Annotated in this window: 11 protein-coding genes; 6 read left to right on the top strand and 5 right to left on the bottom strand. The window is 68.9% G+C overall.

Going from position 1 to position 17944, the window contains the following annotated elements; all coding sequences use genetic code 11:
• The first annotated feature begins 9 nt into the window (after positions 1–9).
• Positions 10–618: a TetR/AcrR family transcriptional regulator gene (locus A5727_RS00140; RefSeq protein WP_068242510.1), complete on the top strand. Its 609-nt coding sequence runs from the start codon at positions 10–12 to the stop codon at positions 616–618.
• On the opposite strand, the gene A5727_RS00135 is transcribed toward A5727_RS00140, so the two are convergent.
• Complete coding sequence (locus A5727_RS00135) at positions 615–1067, bottom strand: MarR family winged helix-turn-helix transcriptional regulator (RefSeq protein ID WP_068242507.1); 453 nt, start codon at positions 1065–1067, stop codon at positions 615–617. The two genes, A5727_RS00140 and A5727_RS00135, sit on opposite strands and share 4 nt — an antisense overlap.
• An 84-nt stretch (positions 1068–1151) precedes the next feature.
• On the opposite strand from A5727_RS00135, the gene A5727_RS00130 reads away from it, so the two are divergent.
• Entirely contained in the window at positions 1152–2381 is a 1230-nt protein-coding gene (locus A5727_RS00130) for a multidrug effflux MFS transporter (RefSeq protein ID WP_068242504.1), read from the top strand.
• Positions 2382–2411: 30 nt separating this feature from the next.
• Positions 2412–3440, top strand: coding sequence for a threonine aldolase family protein (locus A5727_RS00125; protein ID WP_068242502.1), 1029 nt, complete (start codon positions 2412–2414; stop codon positions 3438–3440).
• 197 nt (positions 3441–3637) lie between these two features.
• Here A5727_RS00125 and A5727_RS00120 read toward each other — a convergent pair whose 3' ends face one another.
• Positions 3638–3895: a hypothetical protein gene (locus A5727_RS00120; RefSeq protein WP_068242499.1), complete on the bottom strand. Its 258-nt coding sequence runs from the start codon at positions 3893–3895 to the stop codon at positions 3638–3640.
• Positions 3896–4164: 269 nt separating this feature from the next.
• Here A5727_RS00120 and A5727_RS00115 point away from each other — a divergent pair, with 269 nt between their 5' ends.
• Entirely contained in the window at positions 4165–8472 is a 4308-nt protein-coding gene (locus A5727_RS00115) for a LysM peptidoglycan-binding domain-containing protein (protein ID WP_068242496.1), read from the top strand.
• Between the two features lie 2 nt (positions 8473–8474).
• A complete protein-coding gene (locus A5727_RS00110; protein ID WP_068242493.1) occupies positions 8475–12992 on the top strand; it encodes a hypothetical protein in 4518 nt (1505 codons plus the stop codon).
• 4 nt (positions 12993–12996) lie between these two features.
• Here A5727_RS00110 and A5727_RS00105 read toward each other — a convergent pair whose 3' ends face one another.
• The gene (locus tag A5727_RS00105) at positions 12997–13260 is read right to left on the bottom strand and encodes a hypothetical protein (protein ID WP_068242490.1); all 264 of its coding nucleotides are present in this window, start codon (positions 13258–13260) and stop codon (positions 12997–12999) included.
• A gap of 152 nt (positions 13261–13412) precedes the next feature.
• Between A5727_RS00105 and A5727_RS00100 the strand changes: the two genes are divergently transcribed.
• Entirely contained in the window at positions 13413–14627 is a 1215-nt protein-coding gene (locus A5727_RS00100) for a serine hydrolase domain-containing protein (protein ID WP_068242488.1), read from the top strand.
• A 63-nt stretch (positions 14628–14690) separates the two neighbouring features.
• Here A5727_RS00100 and A5727_RS00095 read toward each other — a convergent pair whose 3' ends face one another.
• Together A5727_RS00095 and A5727_RS00090 are read right to left on the bottom strand one after the other, a co-directional pair.
• Positions 14691–16064: a metallopeptidase TldD-related protein gene (locus A5727_RS00095; protein ID WP_068242485.1), complete on the bottom strand. Its 1374-nt coding sequence runs from the start codon at positions 16062–16064 to the stop codon at positions 14691–14693.
• On the bottom strand, positions 16061–17578 hold the full coding sequence (locus A5727_RS00090) for a TldD/PmbA family protein (protein ID WP_068242482.1): 1518 nt from the start codon (positions 17576–17578) through the stop codon (positions 16061–16063). Before A5727_RS00090 ends, A5727_RS00095 begins: the two co-directional genes overlap by 4 nt.
• Between the last annotated feature and the right edge of the window lie 366 nt (positions 17579–17944).

The following is a 17944-nucleotide window of genomic DNA, read 5'->3' as shown; positions in this document are numbered from 1 at the left end:
GACACCCCGATGGCGCGGCCCGTACGCAGAGCCCAGCGACGCACCGAGATCCTCGATGCGGCAATCACTTTGATCGAAACACACGACCTGGCCGAGTTGCGCCTCAGCGATGTCGCCGACGAGTTGGGCCTGACCCCCAACGCCGTGCGCTATTACTTCAAAGACATGGATCAGCTGCTCTCCGAGCTTGCGCAGCGCTCCGACACCCGCTTCTACGACGACCGCCTCGAGGTCGTGGAGCGCACCGACGACCCCCGGACCCAACTGGCGCTGACCATCGCGACCGGCCTGCCGACGGGGCCCGAGGACGCCGAGTGGCGGGCCATCTGGCGGGCCGTGTTGGCCGCCGGCTTCGAACTCGACAACCGGCCCGACGTGCAGCACATCTACCACCGGCAGGTCGACCTCTACACCCAGATCCTGGCTGGCGGCGCCGACGCCGGGGCGTTCACGCTGGCCGCCCCGGCCCGCGACGTGGCCATGACGCTGATGTCGATGGAGGACTACTTCGGGTATCGCATCGTCGCGCGCGACCCCGCCCTGGACCGCACGACCGCGCTTCGGCTGATGCGGTCCTACGCCGAACTGGCCACCGGGGCCGAACTGCCGTCGGTCTAACGCACGCGCTCCACGACCGCGGCAGCCAGCTGGCGCATCGCCGGGACGGCCCGCAGCAGCGCGCTGACCTCGTCGTGGGGCAGCGCGGCCAACGCCTGGGCCAGCGAGGCGGTCAGCTCGGACTCGATGGCCGCGCGGTTTCGCAGCGAGGTCGCGGTGGGATGCAGCAGCGCGACGCGCTTGTCGTGGGTGTCGGGCCGCTTCTCCACCAGACCGCGGGTGACCAGCGAGCGCACCGCGGCACTGACGTTGCTGGGCTGCATCCGGACCGAGGCGGCCACGTCGGACACGCCGCGCCCCGGTTCGTCGAGCACCGCGCGCAGCACCGCGATCTCCGAGGCCGGCAGTGGCTCGAGCCCGATCTGACCCGGGCCGACCCGGGCGATGCGCCAGGACAGGTCGTGCAACGCCAGGGCCAGCTCCCGGGTTTCACTCGCGGTGACGTCCATCACGCGAGCATATCCGCGATCTTGACATACATATTTCACAATAACTATATTTTTATACATAGTTCTCAGTCGCGCAAGGAATGAATGACTCCCCCACCCCCGTCGGCGATGCTCATCGCCGTGCTCGCCCTCCTCACGGCGGTCACCCCCTTTTCGATCGACATGTACCTGTCGGCCTTCCCCGACATGGCCGCCGAGTTCCACACCACGGCGCCGATGATCCAGCTGACGCTGACGGCATTCCTGATCGGCCTTGCCGTGGGCCAACTGGTGATCGGCCCGCTCTCGGATCAGTTCGGCCGCCGCAGGCCACTGCTGATCGGCACGGTGGCATGCCTGATCACCAGCGTGCTGTGCATCTTCGCCCCGTCGATCGAGGTCCTGATCGCCCTGCGCTTCGTGCAGGGCTTCACCGGCGCCGCGGGTGTCGTCATCGCCCGCGCGATCATCGCCGACCGGGCCAAGGGCGCGGCCGCGGCCAGGCTGTTCGCGGTCATGATGGTCATCGGTGTGCTCGCCCCGATCACCGCGCCGGTCCTCGGCGGTGTCATCGTCGCGGGCTGGGGGTGGCGGGCGGTCTTCGCCGCGCTGGCCGCGATGAACCTGCTGATGCTGGCCGGTGCGGCGTTCTTCGCCCACGAGTCACTGCCCGTCGAGCACCGCCGCCCGGGCGGCCTGCGATCACTGGCCGACGGCATGCGCGGCGTGCTGGGCAATCGCCGCTACCTCGGCTACACACTGACTCTGGGCCTGACGGCGTCGGCGATGTTCGCCTACATCTCGGCCTCGCCGTTCATCCTGCAGAACATCCTGGGCTTTTCGCCTCGGGCGTACTCGCTGACCTTCGGGGCGTGCGCGCTGGCGATCGCGGCCTCCGGCACGCTCTCGGCCCGGCTGGTCAAGTCCATCGCGCCGCGCAGGCTGCTGATCGGCGGCGTGAGCACCATGGTGGTGGTCACCGCCGTGCAGCTGCTCAATGTCACCGTCGGACAGGTCATCCCGTGGCTGACGATCGCGTTGATGGCCTGCTTCATGGGCACCGTCGGCTTCACCTTCGCCAACGCGACCACCCTGGCGATCGAGCAGGTTCGCGAGACCGCCGGCACCGGTTCGGCCGTGCTCGGTTTCCTGCAGTACACCTTCGGTGCGGCCACCACTCCCCTGGTCGGCCTGGCCGGTGACGCCAGCGCCCTGCCCATGAGCATCGTGATGTTCACCGCCGCGGTGCTGGCCGCCGCGGTGCTGCTCACCTGCACCCGCCACCGCGACAGCAGCACCGCTTCTGCCTCGGCAGAGCTCGCGGCGGTCCGCTGACCCACGCGCCAGGAACCGGGCGGTGACATGATGGCGAGCGTGGGTCCCTCCTCCGCGTTCGCCTCGGACAACGCTGCGCCCGCACATCCGCGCGCACTCGAGGCGCTCGCGACGGCCAACGACGGGTACGCCGCTTCGTACGGCAACGACCCGATCACCTCGCACGCCGCGGACGTGCTGCGCGACGTTTTCGCATCCCCGGACGCCGAGGTGCTGTTCGCGTTCACCGGCACCGCTGCCAACGTCATCGCGCTGACCGCCGCCGTCAGGCCGTGGCAGGAGATCCTGTGCAGCGACGTCGCGCACTCCCTGCTCGACGAGGCCGGTGGACCGGTGCGGCTGTCCGGCGCGCAGTTGACCAGGCTGCCCAGCGACGACGGCATCATCGCCGCCACCGAACTCGACGCCCGCGTCGCACGCCGGGGCGAGGTGCACCATTCCCAGCCGCGCATCGTCACCGTCACGCAGTCCACCGAGAACGGCCGGGTCTGGCCGGCCACGCAGCTGTCGGCGTTCATCGACCACGCGCACGCACTGGATCTGCTGGTGCACGTCGACGGTGCCCGGATCGCCAATGCGATTGCGGCGTTGGGCGTCTCACCGGCCGAAGCGATCGGGGACGCCGACATCGTCACGGTCGGCGGCACCAAGAACGGCATGCTGTTCGGTGACGCGCTGCTGGTCCGCAGGCCCGAGCGGTTCGAGGGAATCGCTTTCGTGCAGAAGCAGATCGGGCATCTGGCGAGCAAGCACCGCTATGTGTCGGCGCAGTTCGCGGCGATGCTGTCCGACGGAGTGTGGCTGCGCAGTGCCGCGCATGCGAACGCGATGGCCGCCCGGCTCAGTGCGGGACTGGCCGAGCTGGGGCTGTCCTTGGCCACCGCGACGGAGGCCAACGAGGTGTTCGTCAAGCTCGATCCGCAGGCCCTGGCCGCCGTCCGCGCGCGGTTCGCGATTCACCAACCCGATGCGCTGGCACCGGTGTACCGGTTCGTGTGCTCATGGGCGACCACGGACGCCGACGTCGACGCGGTGTTGGACGTGCTGCGCGGGCGCTGACTCCCCCGAACGTGGGACGGCGGCTGCCCGACACGTCCGGGGTGTGCCACTCAATTGCCCGGCTTCGAGCGAATTCTGGGGTGGCGCCGAAATGCGGGGCGGCCCAGCCGCCTCGTGGTGATACCGGAAATCGCTCAGAGCCGGGCAATTGAAAGGGGCACCCCAGCTCCCCGGAGTGCCCCGCACAGGACGGCGCCTCAACGCCCGTCGGAAGCCGGTCCGACGATCGGACGCTCAGGGGCAAAACCCGGCCCGTTGACGCCGGCGCGGGGGCCGCGGTTGTGCAGTTCCCCAAAGTCGTCGAACTCGTACGTCGGTGCGCTCACACCGATCACCGTCGACTCGGACCCTGTGTCCGAGCCGACGCTGTCCACCAGCGCCGGCGCGGCCAGTCCGAGGCCAGCCAGCGCCAGAGCGCCGGCAACGACAGGTTTGATGCCGAAGTCCCTGAACATCGCCCCCCACCTTTCATGCGTGTTTCCATTCGGTGACGAGCGTGTCACCGGCGGCCTCCGCGGGCGCACGTAGTCGGGTACTCGCATATCCGGTTGGCTCGAATCCCCGGCCGCCAAGTTCACCCAGGCGGCGCGGCGCACCCACGGGCCCACGACGCACGCGGGTACGAGTAGTCGGTTACTCGCGCCCGCCACGTCGGCGCCGTGCCAGCCTGAGTCCGCCCGGAGCACGGGGACGCTTCGCGCATCACTGCAGGGGGAGGCCGATCATGCCGCTTTGGGTCCACCACCAAGTCCAGGGACCGTCGGCCGCCGACACCGCCAGCGACATCACCGCCGTCTCGCGGTTCGCCACCAACATGGAAGCCTGGTGGTTCGCGCCGAATCCCGCGATCCGGGGCGCCTTCTGGTACGACGACGGCCAGGGCTGGCGCCCCTACGGGGTCCCGAGCAGGGTGAGCAACGCATCCTCGAGTGGCATCGCCGCCCTCTCCCGCATCGCCGACAGCATGGAGTTGTGGTGGATCAGCCCCCTCGGCTCCGTGGAGGGGGCGTACTGGTACGACGACGGTGAGAACTGGCGCGCCTATCACGACCCCGTCGCGGGACCGGGTGCCGCGTCCACCTCCAGCGGCATCGCCGCGGTGTCCCGGATTCCCGAGAGCATGGAGATCTGGTGGGTCGGCCTCGACGGTTCGGTGCAGGGCGCCTACTGGTACCAGGCCGATTCGACATGGCATCGCTACCCGGTGACCGGGTTCGGTGCGGCCGCCAAACAGGGTGGTGTCGCGGCAGTCTCACGATCTCCCGAAAACATGGAGATCTGGTGGGTCGGTCCACAGGGCTCGGTCGAGGGTGCCTTCTGGTACGACGACGGCAAGGGCTGGCGGAGGTACGGCGCCCCGGTAGCCCCCAATGGCAGTGCGGCCCAATCCCATTGCCTCGACGCCGTGTCACGCACGGAGAACAGCATGGATGTGCTGTGGATCTCGCCGCAGGGCGCGGTGCGCTGGGCGCACTGGGTCGACGGCGGCCAGTGGACATTGGAGCCCGAACCGGTGGCGGTGAACGGCAGCGCCTCCACCGCCAGCGGCATCACCGTCGTCAGACGCGGTGCCGGCACCATGGACGCGCTGTGGGTGCGCCCCGACGGCGCGGTCGACGGCGCGACGTGGCGCGCGGGCACGGGATGGCAGCGCTATCCAGCCCCTGTCGCCGGCCCGGGCAGCGCGTCGATCTTCGGCGGCCTCACCGGGCTGGCCAGGACCAAGTCGACCACCGAGGTGTGGTGGATCGCGCCGGACGGGTCGGTGCACATGGCGATCCGCGACGACGTCTCCCTGCCCCACGAGTTCCGTCTGCTGCGCCCCGCCGATCTGCTGGACCTGGCATGCACCGCGATCGGCTGCCAACTCGTCGGCGGGACCCCCGCGGCCCCCACGGTCGAGCACACCGTCGTGCGCGGGGAGACGCTGTGGGACATCGCCGAAGCTCATTATGGAAATCCGTTCCTGTACACGCTGATCGCGGCCGCCAACCATCTCGCGGACCCCTACGTCATACATCCCGGCGACATCCTGGTCCTGCCGCCGAAGCCGGCACCGGCGCCGCCGCCGCAGACCTACGTGGTGAAGTCCGGAGACACGCTGTGGGACATCGCCCAACGGTTCTACGGAGACCCGAACAGGTACCGCCTGATCGCCGCGGCCAATCATCTGAGCAATCCGCATGCGATCACGCCGGGCCAGAAGCTGACCATCCCCGGCATCGAACCGCCGCCAGCCGGATCACGACTGATCGCCGCCGAGGACGACGCGCACCTGATCGTGCGCTTCGGAGTGCAGAACATCTTCGAGGAGGCCACCCAGGCCTCTCCGCCCACCAACCCTCCGCAAGTCGCGAAGGCGCGGGCCGCCAACGATTCTCGGGTGGTGTTCGAGCTTCCCGAAGGCACCGAGATCCCCTACACGGTCGCCGGTGTCCTCGAAGCCCTGACCGCCCTGGGGCTGCGGGTGCCCACGTTGGCGATCCCCCGCGTCACCGCGACCGACCCACGGCCCGGAGACGCCCAGGGCGCCCCGACCGCGCCGGCCGCCGACCAGACCGCGGTCGAGGCGCCGTACCGGCTGATCGTCTCCCCGAATCACAAGTACGGCGGTTTCACCCACGCCTCCGAAGCCGAGGCCGCACCGACGGATCCGGCCCGGGTTGGGTTGTGGCACACCCGACTCGGGGTCCGCACGGTCGACGAGAACGGTGAGTTCGTCGACGTCGACGAGAAGGACGCCACGCTGCGCACCGTGCGCGCGGTGTGGCACCGCGATCCCGAACAACTCGACACGCCAGGCTTCACCGGATCGCTGAAGAATACCGACCGCGCGGACATCGTCCGGGTGACCGCCGACCCCCGGCGAACAGAACCCGACCCGCTCAATGTCAAGCGGCTCTACCTCAGCGCACTCGGGGCCTGGATCGACTGGGTGGGACGCTGGGCGGCCAACCCGTCGGCATACATGCACCAGGCCGTGATGGGCCGCGACCAATACGTCCGCGTGGAACGCCCGATCTACCTGTTCCCGTTCGGCCACCGCGCGACCCTGATCAAGATCACCGAACGCAAGATCAGGCTGGCGGACGGCAATCCGGCGGCGAACCTGTTTCAGCGCTTCTTCATCGTGCTGCGCGAACACACCCGCGACTACACCGGCATCCGGGTGACGGGCCAACCCGGGGTCCAGGACCACCCGGTGCTCAACGCCTTCCCGTTCACGAGTGTCACCATCGACCCCGTCGTCTCGACGGACATCGACACCCCCGCGGACCCGCCACCGGCGCCCTTCGTTCCGACTGTGAAGTCCGCGGCCTACCAATGGAAGATCACCGGAATCGACCACGAGGGTCGGGCCGTCACCTTGGTGACACCCCTGGTGGCCGTTCCGATCCCCGATCCGAATGCCGATCCGGTGCAACCGCCCGTGCACACCAAAGCCCTCGACACGTGGATCGAGGAGGTGGTCAAGAAGCACCATCCGATCGACGCCGGCGGCGCCGAGATCGCCTTCGCGCCCAGCACGACATCCGGGGACACCACCTCGCGGACGCAGTGGATCGAGTTCACCGGCAACGCGGAAGTCAAGACCAGCACCCCCGAGCTCAAGCGGGCCTCGATCGAGATCCCCGCGCTGGCCGCGTTGAACCGCGGCGGCGGACCGTCACTGGTGCAGTACCGCAAACCGTATGTCGAGAAGGGGTTTCCAGCCGGTGACCCGGCTCAGCTGTATCTGAGGCTCCTGCAGGAGACCAAGCTCGACTTCGCCGGCGCCGCCGACCGGGGCGGCGGCTTCGTCGAACCGAGCGTGTCGGTCCAAGCACTGTCCCGCCGACTCGGCGCGGTCGGCGACCGGGGCGAATCCGGCGGCGACGACATCACCACAGGCACCTTCGACCCCGGCAAATTCCTGGGCAGCGCGCTGCCCAAGCTGTTCGGGTTGTTCGACCTCAAGACCATCCTGCTCAAGGCCGGCCTCGACGACGCACCCAAGCTGGTCACCGAGAACCACACCGTCAAGTACGTGTGGAACGCCAAGATCACAGGTTGGCCGGCCGACAAACCCGACACCCAGAGATTCTTCGTACCCCAGGACCCCGACCCGCGGTTGCCGATCTCGGTGGAACTGGGCACGGGACCCGACGGTGCGCCGCAGTCGATCATCGACGCCAAACTGCCCAACTTCAAACTGCAGCTTCCGCCGGGGACCGATGCTCTGATGGCGGTGACCTTCCGCCACATCGCCTTCCGCACCGTCACGGGTGCCAAGCCCGAAGTCGACGTGCAGTTCGACAATCTGAAGTTCGTCGGCGTCCTCGAGTTCGTCGAGCGGTTACGGCAGGCCATCCCGCTGGACGGGTTCTCCGATCCCCCGTTCGTCGACATCACCGGGGAGGGCGCCACCGCGGGTTTCAGCCTCGCCCTGCCCAGCATCGCGATCGGGGTGTTCTCGTTGGAGAACATCGCACTCGGTGCGGACTGCCGCATCCCGTTCCTCGGCGAAGCCGTCACGGTCGGGTTCTTCTTCTGCACCAAGGAGGCACCGTTCCGGCTGACGGTCCTGGCGATCGGCGGAGGCGGCTGGGTGGGAATCCGGTTGTCGCCCATGGGCCTGGTGCTGCTCGAGATGGGACTGGAGGCCGGCGCGTCACTGAGCGTCGACCTCGGTGTGGCATCCGGATCGGTGTCGGTGATGATCGGGGTGTACCTGCGCCTTGAGGACAAGAAGGGGCAGCTGACCGGCTACTTCCGGATCCGCGGCGAAGTCGAGGTGCTCGGCATCGCCTCGGCGTCAATCACGTTGGAGCTGTCACTGCGCTACGACTTCGGCACGGGCAAGCTGATCGGCCGCGCGAGCCTGACCGTCGAGATCGAGGTCGCGCTCTTCTCGGCCTCGGTGGAGATCACGTGTGAACGAAAACTCGCCGGGTCACGCGGCGACCCCACGCTGAAGGACATCATGCCGCCCGATGAAGGCGGGCAGAACCTCTGGGACACCTACTACTCCGCATTCGCGATAGGAGCCTGAGCATGGCCACCACCCGTCTGATGGCGACGGTCCTGCCGTACTCGACCAACCCGCACGACGACCATCACGTCTCGCTGTTCATCTCACACCGACTCGGCGACGGCGGCACGCTGAACGATTACCCCGCGATGGTGAACTGGGTCAAGACACTCCAGAACGCCACCATCACACTGCGCTCCGCGGAAGCCGGCGGCACCACCATCCCGTGCACTCCCCTGGTGGGCAGGGCCAGTCAATCCCATTGGCAGACTGCATTTCCCCCCGACACCCACGTGGCCGCCTATCCCGAACCCAAACCCGCGACCGCCACCTGGAACAGCTTCCCCGCCCACCGCATGCCCGACCACGCTCTCGACGTGCACAACGCCGCCGCGTTGTCGTCACCGATCGATCGGCCACGAGTGATCGGCAACCCCCTGGCCGCCGATGTGCTGCGGGTGTTCAGGGGCGCCGAGGCCGCCGGCGCGGCGATATCGGAGCTCGAGCACTACGACCGAAGCCGTCGGAACCGCCGCGAACGCCTGGGCACTGAGCGGGCCGACGCCGCCCGCCGCGCTGTCCACCCGGTCAAACCGCGACCCGATGTGCCCATCGGTCCCGCCCTCGAGGCGGCCCAGATCCCAGAGGCGCCGTGGCGATCCCCGATCGAGATGCTGCTCGGCCGCGACGATGCGAATGCCGTCGATGCCGACATCACCGCGCTGCTCGACTTCTACGTCGAGCACCCCGATCAGATCGGCGAGGACGCGACCCTGGCCATGCTGGTCGATCTGCACCGGGCCCAGCGCTATTTCCACCGACCCGAAGAGCAGGCACAGCCCGATCCCGACCCCGATCCCGACGACGCCCAGGCCCAGGCCCAGGCCCAGGCCCGGATTGCACGCACCCCGCACCCCGTCCCCGATTTCCATGAACGCGTCGCGTCGGCCTGCAACGTGCCCGCGCTGGCCCGCACGCTTGGCATCGTCGTCGACGTCAAGGTCGATGACCTCGATGTGCTGCGGCGGACGACCCGGATCTGGTGCGAGATCGAGTTTCCCGGCGTGACCGACATCGTGAAGTATCTGTCGCCGGAGACGTTGTGCATCGCCGAGGGCGACCGCCTGCTCGCCGTCGCCAAGGACAGCAGTCGGTGGAAGTCGGGGCGCATGCTGGTGGGCGACGCCCAGCGCTTCCGCGTGATGGACCTCGATCCCGACGCCGGCGGCCTCGGTGTGGAGCAGTTGTGCCGCAGCACAGTCCGTGCCCTGGCGGTCGAGCTCAACGGCGATCCCGGGTCGTTCGCACCGGCCGGCCTGCGCGGCACCGGATTCGCGATCGCCGAACTGCAGCGATCTGATCGCCTGCAGCAGCAGATCGCCAAGAGTGAGGCCCTGACCCCCGTGATCGAGCAGCCCGGGACGGGCCAGACCCGACAGCAGTTCCATTTCGAGGGCCTGCTGCGCGGAACCCGACTCGAGGTGTGGGACGACACCACCAAGCGCTGGCACAGCCTGCACGAGCGCCTGGTGACGGCCTCCTTCACGACGACCCCGATCCTCACCGACGTCGAGGATCCGGGCCTGCTGCAGAACCCACCGCTGTCCCGCGTTCCGGGCAACCCGAACTATCCCTATTACGTCCATGAGGTGCTGGCCGGGTGGGACGGCTGGAGCCTGTCGGCGCCGCGGCCGGGCAAGCTGGTCATCCACAACGACGCGACACAGGACGAACCGGGCCGGGAACGCCTCACCGACACCGCCGAATCAACCGAGAGCCCCGGGCTGTGGGTGCGTTCGCGGGTCAAGGCGGGAAGCCTGCCCGCGCTGCGGTACGGGCGCAGGTACTCCTTCCGCATCGCCGGGGTCGACCTCGCGGGCAACAGCGTGCCGCTGGACTCCGTTCCGCCGGCCTTGGCGGACCAGCCGTTGATCGACATGGCGGCGGCCCACCTCGACAGTCTGCGCGCCGAGGCCTCCGCTCGCGAGCAGAGCGGCGTACTCACCGCACTGCGGCCCTCGCTGCGGCCCACGGTCAGTGACGGCACGGGGGTCCGCGCCGACATCGAACGCGCCACCGCCTCGGTGGTCGAGAAGGCCGAGTCGCTGCGGCCCCACCCACAGTGGGACGACGTCGATCTCGGCGCTCTGGCCACGCTGTTCGCCGACGCGGGCGACCCCAACGTCGTCACCGTCCCACGCCTGTTCCTGCGCTGGGATCCGATCCCCGCACCCACCCTGGTCCCGCGGAGCGCATACACCACCGGAGAGTCGGTGCAGCGCTTGGTGATCCGAACCGGCATGGACTCGGGGCCCGGACTGTGTGAGCGTCACATCGTGCCGCCCAAGGGCAGCGAACTCGAGGCCGAGCAGGACGGCCGACTCGACGAGTTCATGCGGACCGGACAGGTCGCCAAGGCCTACGCGACGGCCTTGAAGGAGCGGGGCACGCTGTACCACAAGGAGATTCAGGACCTCAACGATCCAGACCGCACCATTCCCCAGCCGGGCATCAAACTGCTGTCGATGCCGGATGTCACCGACCCCCTGACGCTGGAGCAGATCCAGCATCCCGAGAACCCGCCCAAGGCAGGTCAATACGTCGTCCACGACGTCGACAACCTGGTGCTGCCCCACCTGCCCGACCCCATGGCGCACGGCGTCGCGCTGGTCTTCCACGCCGCCGGCGCCGACCATCGGCTGTCCAGTCCGCGTGTGCTGCAGACCGTCACCGTCCCCTACGCGGGTTCGTGGCCGTCGCTCACCCCGTACCGGCTGGTGCTGCACGCCGCGAAGACCCTGGACGCCCGCGTCGACGGCAACGTCATTCACGTGGGCCTGCCACCCGGCGAACAGGTCTCGGTCAAGTACGCCACCACGCTCGACGCCGAACATCTGCAGAAGATGGGGCCCTGGCGGTTTCACCCGGTCCACGACCCCAGCGTGCCGGCGTCGGACCGCCGCATCCTTGAGCAGGCCGCGCTGGACGGGTGGATGTGGTGGCTGACCCCGGACGAGGAGCTTCGTCTGGTGCACGCCACCGCGCGCCCCGCGATCGCGCCGCGCATCTCCCGGCTGCGGGCCGAACCGCGCGCCCCCTACATCGTCACGGCCGAGCTCGACGGCGTGCTCGACGTCCACGGCTCGAGCACCGACAGGGTCGAACTGCGGGCCGCCTGGACCGAACCCGTCGATGATCCCAGCGCACCCGATCCCGGTACGCGCACCATCGGCGAGATCGTCGTCGACCACCGCATCGACGAACACGAGCGGTACTCGCTGCTGACCAACCGTGAGCGCGCGACACAAGTCGGCACCCGCAGGACCGACGTGCCGATCAGGCCCGCGATCCACATCCTTCCCGACACCAAGGCCCGTGCGGTGACCTACCGACTGCACGGCTCATCGCGGTACCGGGAATTCTTCGAGGCCGACGAGTTGCCGGGGCCCGACGACACGCTGTCGGCAGGCAACGAGGTCGAGGTGAACATCCCGAGCTCGGCGCCGCCGGCGCCTCCCGTCGTCCACGATGTGATCCCGATGTTCCTGTGGGAGCAGACCACCGAACCCGAACACCCGTTCGCCGTGCGGCGGGTGCGCCGCAGCGGGGTCCGCATCTGGCTGGACCGCCCGTGGTACTCCAGCGGTGACGGTGAGATGCTCGCGATCATCACCACGGGCGACCCGGCGTTGATCTCCGGTGGACCGGAGAAGGTCAGCCTGTGGGCCCGGGATCCGATCGTCGCCAGCCCGGCATTCGCGAACGCCTACGAGGTGCCGGTGCTTTCGGCGTGGCAGCAGCGAGCCGTGCAGTTGCAGCTGGCGCCCGAGAGCCTGCCCGGCCGACCCACGCGGCATGTGGTCGTCACACCGCCACCGTCGGCCAACCCCGAGGACCAGGACAAAATGGTCAACGCCTACGCCTACACCCCGGAGTTCCATCGGGGACGGGGGATGTGGTTCGTCGACGTCGTCCTCGAATCCCGCGGTGCCGCATGGCCGTTCCTGCGTCTGGCAGTGGCCAGGTACCAGCCGAACTCAGTGCCCGGCATGGAGTTCTCCGAGATCGTCACGACGGACTTCGTCCAACTGCCGCCGGAGCGGATCGGCACGCTGAGTCGACCGGACGGGCAGTCCGTCCGCATCACCGTCACCGGATCGGCCGCGGTCACCAACGACCCGCGGATCGACGTCCCGCCCCCGACCCCCGGGCACGACGCCCTGATGCAGCTGCTGCCGAAGTCGCATGAGGTCATCGCGACGGTTCAGACCCGCAACCTGGTGTCGGGCTCCGACATCGACTGGGTCTCGGGGGTGCCGGTCCCCTGCCTGCTGTCGGGCGTCGACGAGACGTCCTTCACCGCGACGTGGACCGCCGAGCTCGATCTGGTGCCACCGCAGATCCTGGGTACCCCACCCGGTTCCGACGACCTCCGCGTGCAGGTCGAAGAGTTCGAGAATCTGTCCGCCGATCCGGCTCCGGGTGAGACGGGGGTGAGCACCACCAGGCGGCTGGTCTACGCCGACCACTTCTATGTGTGAGGTTTCAGCGACCTTCGGCGGTCCGTCCGATGGTCGGACGCACGGGTTCGAAGCCCGGTCCCTGGATGCCGGCCCGCGGTCCGCGGTTGTGCAAAACACCGAAGTCCTCGAACTCGTAGGTCGGGGCGTTCACACCGATGACGGTCGAGAGCGAGTCGGCATCGGAGCGCACACTGTCGGCCAGGGCCGGGGCGGCCAATCCCAGTCCCACCACGGCCAGGCCACCAGCGGCCGCCGAAAGGAATCTGGCGTTGTCGATGTTGAACATGGGGACTCACCCACCTCGTGGATCTCCTGGCCCGTCGCATCTTTCGCGGGCGATACATCCTCCAACCGGAGTGAGCAAGGGTTTTCATCCAGCAGAAACCAACTCGCGCGGAGTTTGGCGGGATTTTGTCGAAATGCTGGCAGGATGCGGTGATGAAGATCGTGCGGTGCATGCTGCTGGCGTGCGCGGTGGCGTTGTCCGGAGTCACGGCAGCCGGATGCACGGCGCGCGCACCCGAGGCCCTGAACCGTCTCGACGCCGCAGAGTTTCAGCAGGCCGTCGCGAAGGCGGCCGACGGGCTGCACGTCCCGGGAGCGCTGGTGCTGCTGCGCACCCCGCACGGCACGTACACCGCGGCCGTCGGGACGACGCAGCTGGACCTCGATTCACCGCCGAGTCCGGACACGCACTTCCGCATCGCGTCGAACACCAAGACCATGACCGCCGCGCTGACCATGCTGCTGGCGCAGGACGGCGCGCTGCGGCTGGACGATCCAATCTCCGACTACGTTCCGAACGTGCCGAACGGTGCGTCCATCACGCTGTCGGATCTGCTGAAGATGCGCAGCGGGCTCTACTGCTACACCAACGACCCGAAGATGTCGGCGCGCCTGGACGCCGACCCCGAGAAGGCCTGGACCCCGCAGCAGGCGCTGGACATCGCGTTCGCCCATCCCCCGAACGCCCGCCCCGACACCGAATACGAGTACTGCAACACCAACTACGCGCTGCTGGGTCTGGCGGCCGAGCGGGCGGGACGACGTCCGCTGGCGCGGCAGTTCGAATCCCGTCTGTTCGAACCTGTGGAGCTGTCCCACACCAGCCTGCCGGCGGCCGACGATACCGCGCTTCCGACGCCGTACTCCCACGGGTACATGTACGGAAAGACGTTGTACGCCATGGTCGATGAGGACTACCCGGCCGCGATGGCCGCGGCCGCGGAATCCGGGAGACTCGAGCCGATCGACTACACCCACCAGAATCCGTCGTACGCCACCGCGGCCGGTGGCGCGATCTCCACGGCCAACGACCTGGCCACCTGGATGCGTGCTCTGGTGACGGGCGGCGTGCTCGACCCCGACCATCAACGCCAGTGGCTGGACAGCCTGCAACCGGAGGACCCCCACGATCCCGACGGGAAGCGGTACGGCTACGGCATCTCCCACCAACGCTTCGGCCCGAACGCGGCGATGTACTACCACGGCGGCGAGATGCCGGGCTTCAACTCCTTCATGGGCCACGACCCCGACAACGATGTGACGCTGGTGATCTGGACCAACCTCACGCTGTCACCGGACGGGCAGACCACCGCGAACGCGCTGCTGCCGTCCGTGCTCAAGGAGGTCTACGCGGACCTGGATTTCTGACGGCCCGCGACGGGGTTCACCGTACCGAGGCCCCCTGCACGCGGGGGGTGCAGAGGGGCGGAGTCACTGCGCCTGGCTCACCGACGACATGTGGAAGTCCGGAATCCGCAACGACGGCATCTGCGCGCGCTTGGCCCAGTCACCCCACTCCCGGGGCAGCGTGATCTCACTGCGGCCAGCCTCGGTGGCGCGGCGGAGCAGATCCAGCGGAGACTCGTTGAACCGGAAGTTGTTGACCGCGGCGGTCACCTCGCCGTCCTCGACGAGATACACACCGTCACGGGTCAACCCGGTCAGCAGCAGCGTTGTCGGGTCAACCTCGCGGATGTACCACAGCGTGGTCAACAGCAGACCGCGCTCGGTGGACGCCACGAGGTCCGCCAATTCGCTTGTGCCGCCGGTCATCACGAGATTGGAGCTCGGCACCGCCACGGGCACGCCGAACTCGGCCGCGGCCGCGCGCGGGTAGGCCAGCGCGTTGATCACGCCGTCGCGAATCCAGTCCACCCGATCGACGTCCATACCGTTGTCGAACACCGACACGGTCTCCGAGGAACTGCCGGCCGCCACGAACGGCGAACACTCCAGGCCCGGCGCATTCGGATCGGAGTACATCGTCAGGCCCAGCTCGCCCAGTCGCTCACCGACGCGAGTGCCGCCACCGGGCGCCGACAACGCCGTCCGCCCCTCCTGTGCGCCGCGACCCTCCATCGTCCAGCCCAGGTAGATCATCATGTCGGCCACGGTCGAGGGCGGCATGATCGTCTCGTAGCGGCCCGCGGGCAGGTCCACGGTGCGCTGTGACCAGTCCAGTCGCATCGACAGCTCGGCGAGCATCGCATCGACCGGCACGTCGGTGAACCACGGTGTCGTCGTGCCGGCCCAGGCGCTGGCGGCGTCGCGCTTGGCGTTGATCTCGACCGAGCCCGTGGGCTGGGTGAACCGCCGCCGGATTCCCGTCGAGGTCGCCAGGTAGGTGGTGTCGACGATGTGATGGGCGAAGCCGTAGAGGGTGTCGGCGCCCTGGAAGCCCCGATTCAGCGCGGTGGCCACGCCACCGAACGCCTCGGCCCCCGTCGTCGCGGCCGCGGCGTCCCAGTCGGCGGCTGCACCGCTGCCGGTCAGCAGCGGGAAGACGTCGCGGGCCTCGGGCGCCGAGCGCGCCGCCTGCTGCGAGGCCCGCACCAGTGCCGGGATGGCCGCGGGATCCACCTCGGTGGAGTGCAGCGATCCGACCCGCGCGGTGTCGCCCGAGCGCACGATGGAGATCACGGTGGTGTTGCGCTGCACCGACTCTCCGTTGGTGGTCATGGAATTGTTGGCCCAGCGCAGGGAGGCCTCGGCCGTGTCGGACACGATCACGATGGTCTCGTCCGCGCCGCCGGCGCGCGTGGCCTCGGCCAGCACCAGGTCGATGGCCTGCTGAGCCGGGATCATCGGCCGCCCTCCTCTCGCGTGTTGAGCACGTTGACTCCGCGGAACAGCGCCGACGGGCAGCCGTGGCTGACCGCGGCGACCTGGCCGGGCTGGGCCTTCCCGCAGTTGAAGGCACCGCCGAGCCGCCACGTCGACGGGCCGCCCACGGCCTCCATCGAATTCCAGAAGTCGGTGGTGGTGGCCTGATAGGCGACGTCGCGGAGCTGACCGTCGATCCGGCCGTCCCTGATGCGGAAGAATCGCTGCCCGGTGAACTGGAAGTTGTAGCGCTGCATGTCGATTGACCACGACTTGTCACCGACGATGTAGATCCCGTCGGCCACGCGGGAGATCAGGTCCTCGGTGGAGATGTCCTCAGCGGCCGGCTGCAGGCTCACGTTGGCCATCCGCTGGATCGGCACGTGGTGCGGCGAGTCGGCGTAGGAGCAGCCGTTGGACCGAGAGAGGCCCAGCCGCGGCGCGAACACCCGGTCCAGCTGATAGCCGACGAACACGCCGTCGCGCACCAGATCCCAGCTCTGGGCGGCCACGCCCTCGTCGTCGTAACCGACGGTGGCCAGGCCGTGTTCGACGGTGCGGTCGGCCGTGACCGTCATGACCGGGGACCCGTAGCGCATGCTGCCCAACTTGTCCGGGGTCGCGAACGACGTTCCGGCGTAGGCGGCCTCGTAACCGATCGCGCGGTCGTATTCGGTGGCGTGCCCGATGGATTCGTGGATGGTCAGCCACAGGTTGGTCGGATCGATCACGAGGTCCGTCGGCCCCGCGACGACGCTGGGGGCCTTGACCTTCTCGGCCAGCAGGTCGGGGATCTGGGCGAGTTCGGTGCTCCAGTCCCACACGTCGTCCGACGCCACGACCTCCCAGCCGCGCCCGGTGGGCGGTGCGAGCGTGCGCATCGACTCGAACGTGCCGGAGGCGGCGTCGACGGCGACCGCGTCCAGCACGGGCTGCAGCCGCACCCGCTGCTGGGTGATCCGGGAGCCGAAGGTGTCGGCGTAGAACGTCTGTTCCTTGACGCAGTTCAACGCGGCCGAGACGTGGTCGACCCCGTCGGACGCCAGCAACCGGCCCGAGTACTCCGACAGCTTGGCGATCTTGTCCGCGGTGGGCACGTCGAAGGGGTCGATCCGGTAGCTCGAGACCCAGGTGACGTCGGTATACGCGGGCTCGGGCGCCAACTCGATGCGCTCGGTGTTCAGCGGCGCCAGGGCCCGGGCCACCGCGACGGCCCGGCGCGCGGTGGCGGCGGCCACCTCCGGCGACAGTTCGGCGTTGGAGGCGAAACCCCAGGTGCCGTCCACGATCACCCGCACGGCCACGCCGATCTCACGCGCGACCCCGGCGTTCTCCAACTCGCCGTCGCGCATGTGCACGACCTCGGTGGAGATCCGGTGGATGCGCAGGTCGGCATAGCTCGCGCCGGCGGCCTGGGCTGCGCTCAATGCGGCTTCGGCCAGGTCGTGGCGCGGGAGGGCGAGGAAATCTGGATCGACTTCATGGCGTGGCGTCACAGGGATCACCGTAGCGGCAAACCCCCTGCCCGCTCGCGGCGTGGGGTGCCCTCCCGGGTGGGCTGGGGTTCACCCGCGAGCGAGCAGGGGTTCACCCGCGAGCGAGCAGGGGTTCACCCGCGAGCGGGCGTGTCTGTACGCAAAACGCCGGGGTCTGCTGTACCAATCCGCACGCTCGCCAGAGGGAAGAAGGGCGCTCGCGGGCGACCCCGGGCGCACGCGGGCGGTCCGGGCTTCCCCGAGCGCCCGTCCCCTGTTCCGCGAGAGCCCCACTTTGTACGCGAATTGCGGCGTGTCAACGTACAGACACGCACGCTCGCGGGAAGGGAAGGGGCTCGCGGGAAGGGAAGGGGGCTCGCGGGAAGG

Origin of the sequence: Mycobacterium sp. ACS4331, from assembly GCF_001667265.1 — a bacterium.
Taxonomy (GTDB): domain Bacteria; phylum Actinomycetota; class Actinomycetes; order Mycobacteriales; family Mycobacteriaceae; genus Mycobacterium.
The sequence above is the reverse complement of the archived record's forward strand: the minus strand, read 5'-3'. Positions and strand labels throughout refer to the sequence as shown.

Excerpts from the sequence above, each read along its gene's own strand:
- A5727_RS00135 (WP_068242507.1), bottom strand. The coding sequence starts at position 1,067 with ATGGACGTCACCGCGAGTGAAACCCGGGAGCTGGCCCTGGCGTTGCAC.
- A5727_RS00095 (WP_068242485.1), bottom strand. The coding sequence starts at position 16,064 with ATGATCCCGGCTCAGCAGGCCATCGACCTGGTGCTGGCCGAGGCCACG.
- A5727_RS00140 (WP_068242510.1), top strand. The coding sequence starts at position 10 with ATGGCGCGGCCCGTACGCAGAGCCCAGCGACGCACCGAGATCCTCGAT.
- A5727_RS00120 (WP_068242499.1), bottom strand. The coding sequence starts at position 3,895 with ATGTTCAGGGACTTCGGCATCAAACCTGTCGTTGCCGGCGCTCTGGCG.
- A5727_RS00115 (WP_068242496.1), top strand. The coding sequence starts at position 4,165 with ATGCCGCTTTGGGTCCACCACCAAGTCCAGGGACCGTCGGCCGCCGAC.
- A5727_RS00125 (WP_068242502.1), top strand. The coding sequence starts at position 2,412 with ATGGCGAGCGTGGGTCCCTCCTCCGCGTTCGCCTCGGACAACGCTGCG.
- A5727_RS00130 (WP_068242504.1), top strand. The coding sequence starts at position 1,152 with ATGACTCCCCCACCCCCGTCGGCGATGCTCATCGCCGTGCTCGCCCTC.
- A5727_RS00110 (WP_068242493.1), top strand. The coding sequence starts at position 8,475 with ATGGCCACCACCCGTCTGATGGCGACGGTCCTGCCGTACTCGACCAAC.
- A5727_RS00100 (WP_068242488.1), top strand. The coding sequence starts at position 13,413 with ATGAAGATCGTGCGGTGCATGCTGCTGGCGTGCGCGGTGGCGTTGTCC.
- A5727_RS00105 (WP_068242490.1), bottom strand. The coding sequence starts at position 13,260 with ATGTTCAACATCGACAACGCCAGATTCCTTTCGGCGGCCGCTGGTGGC.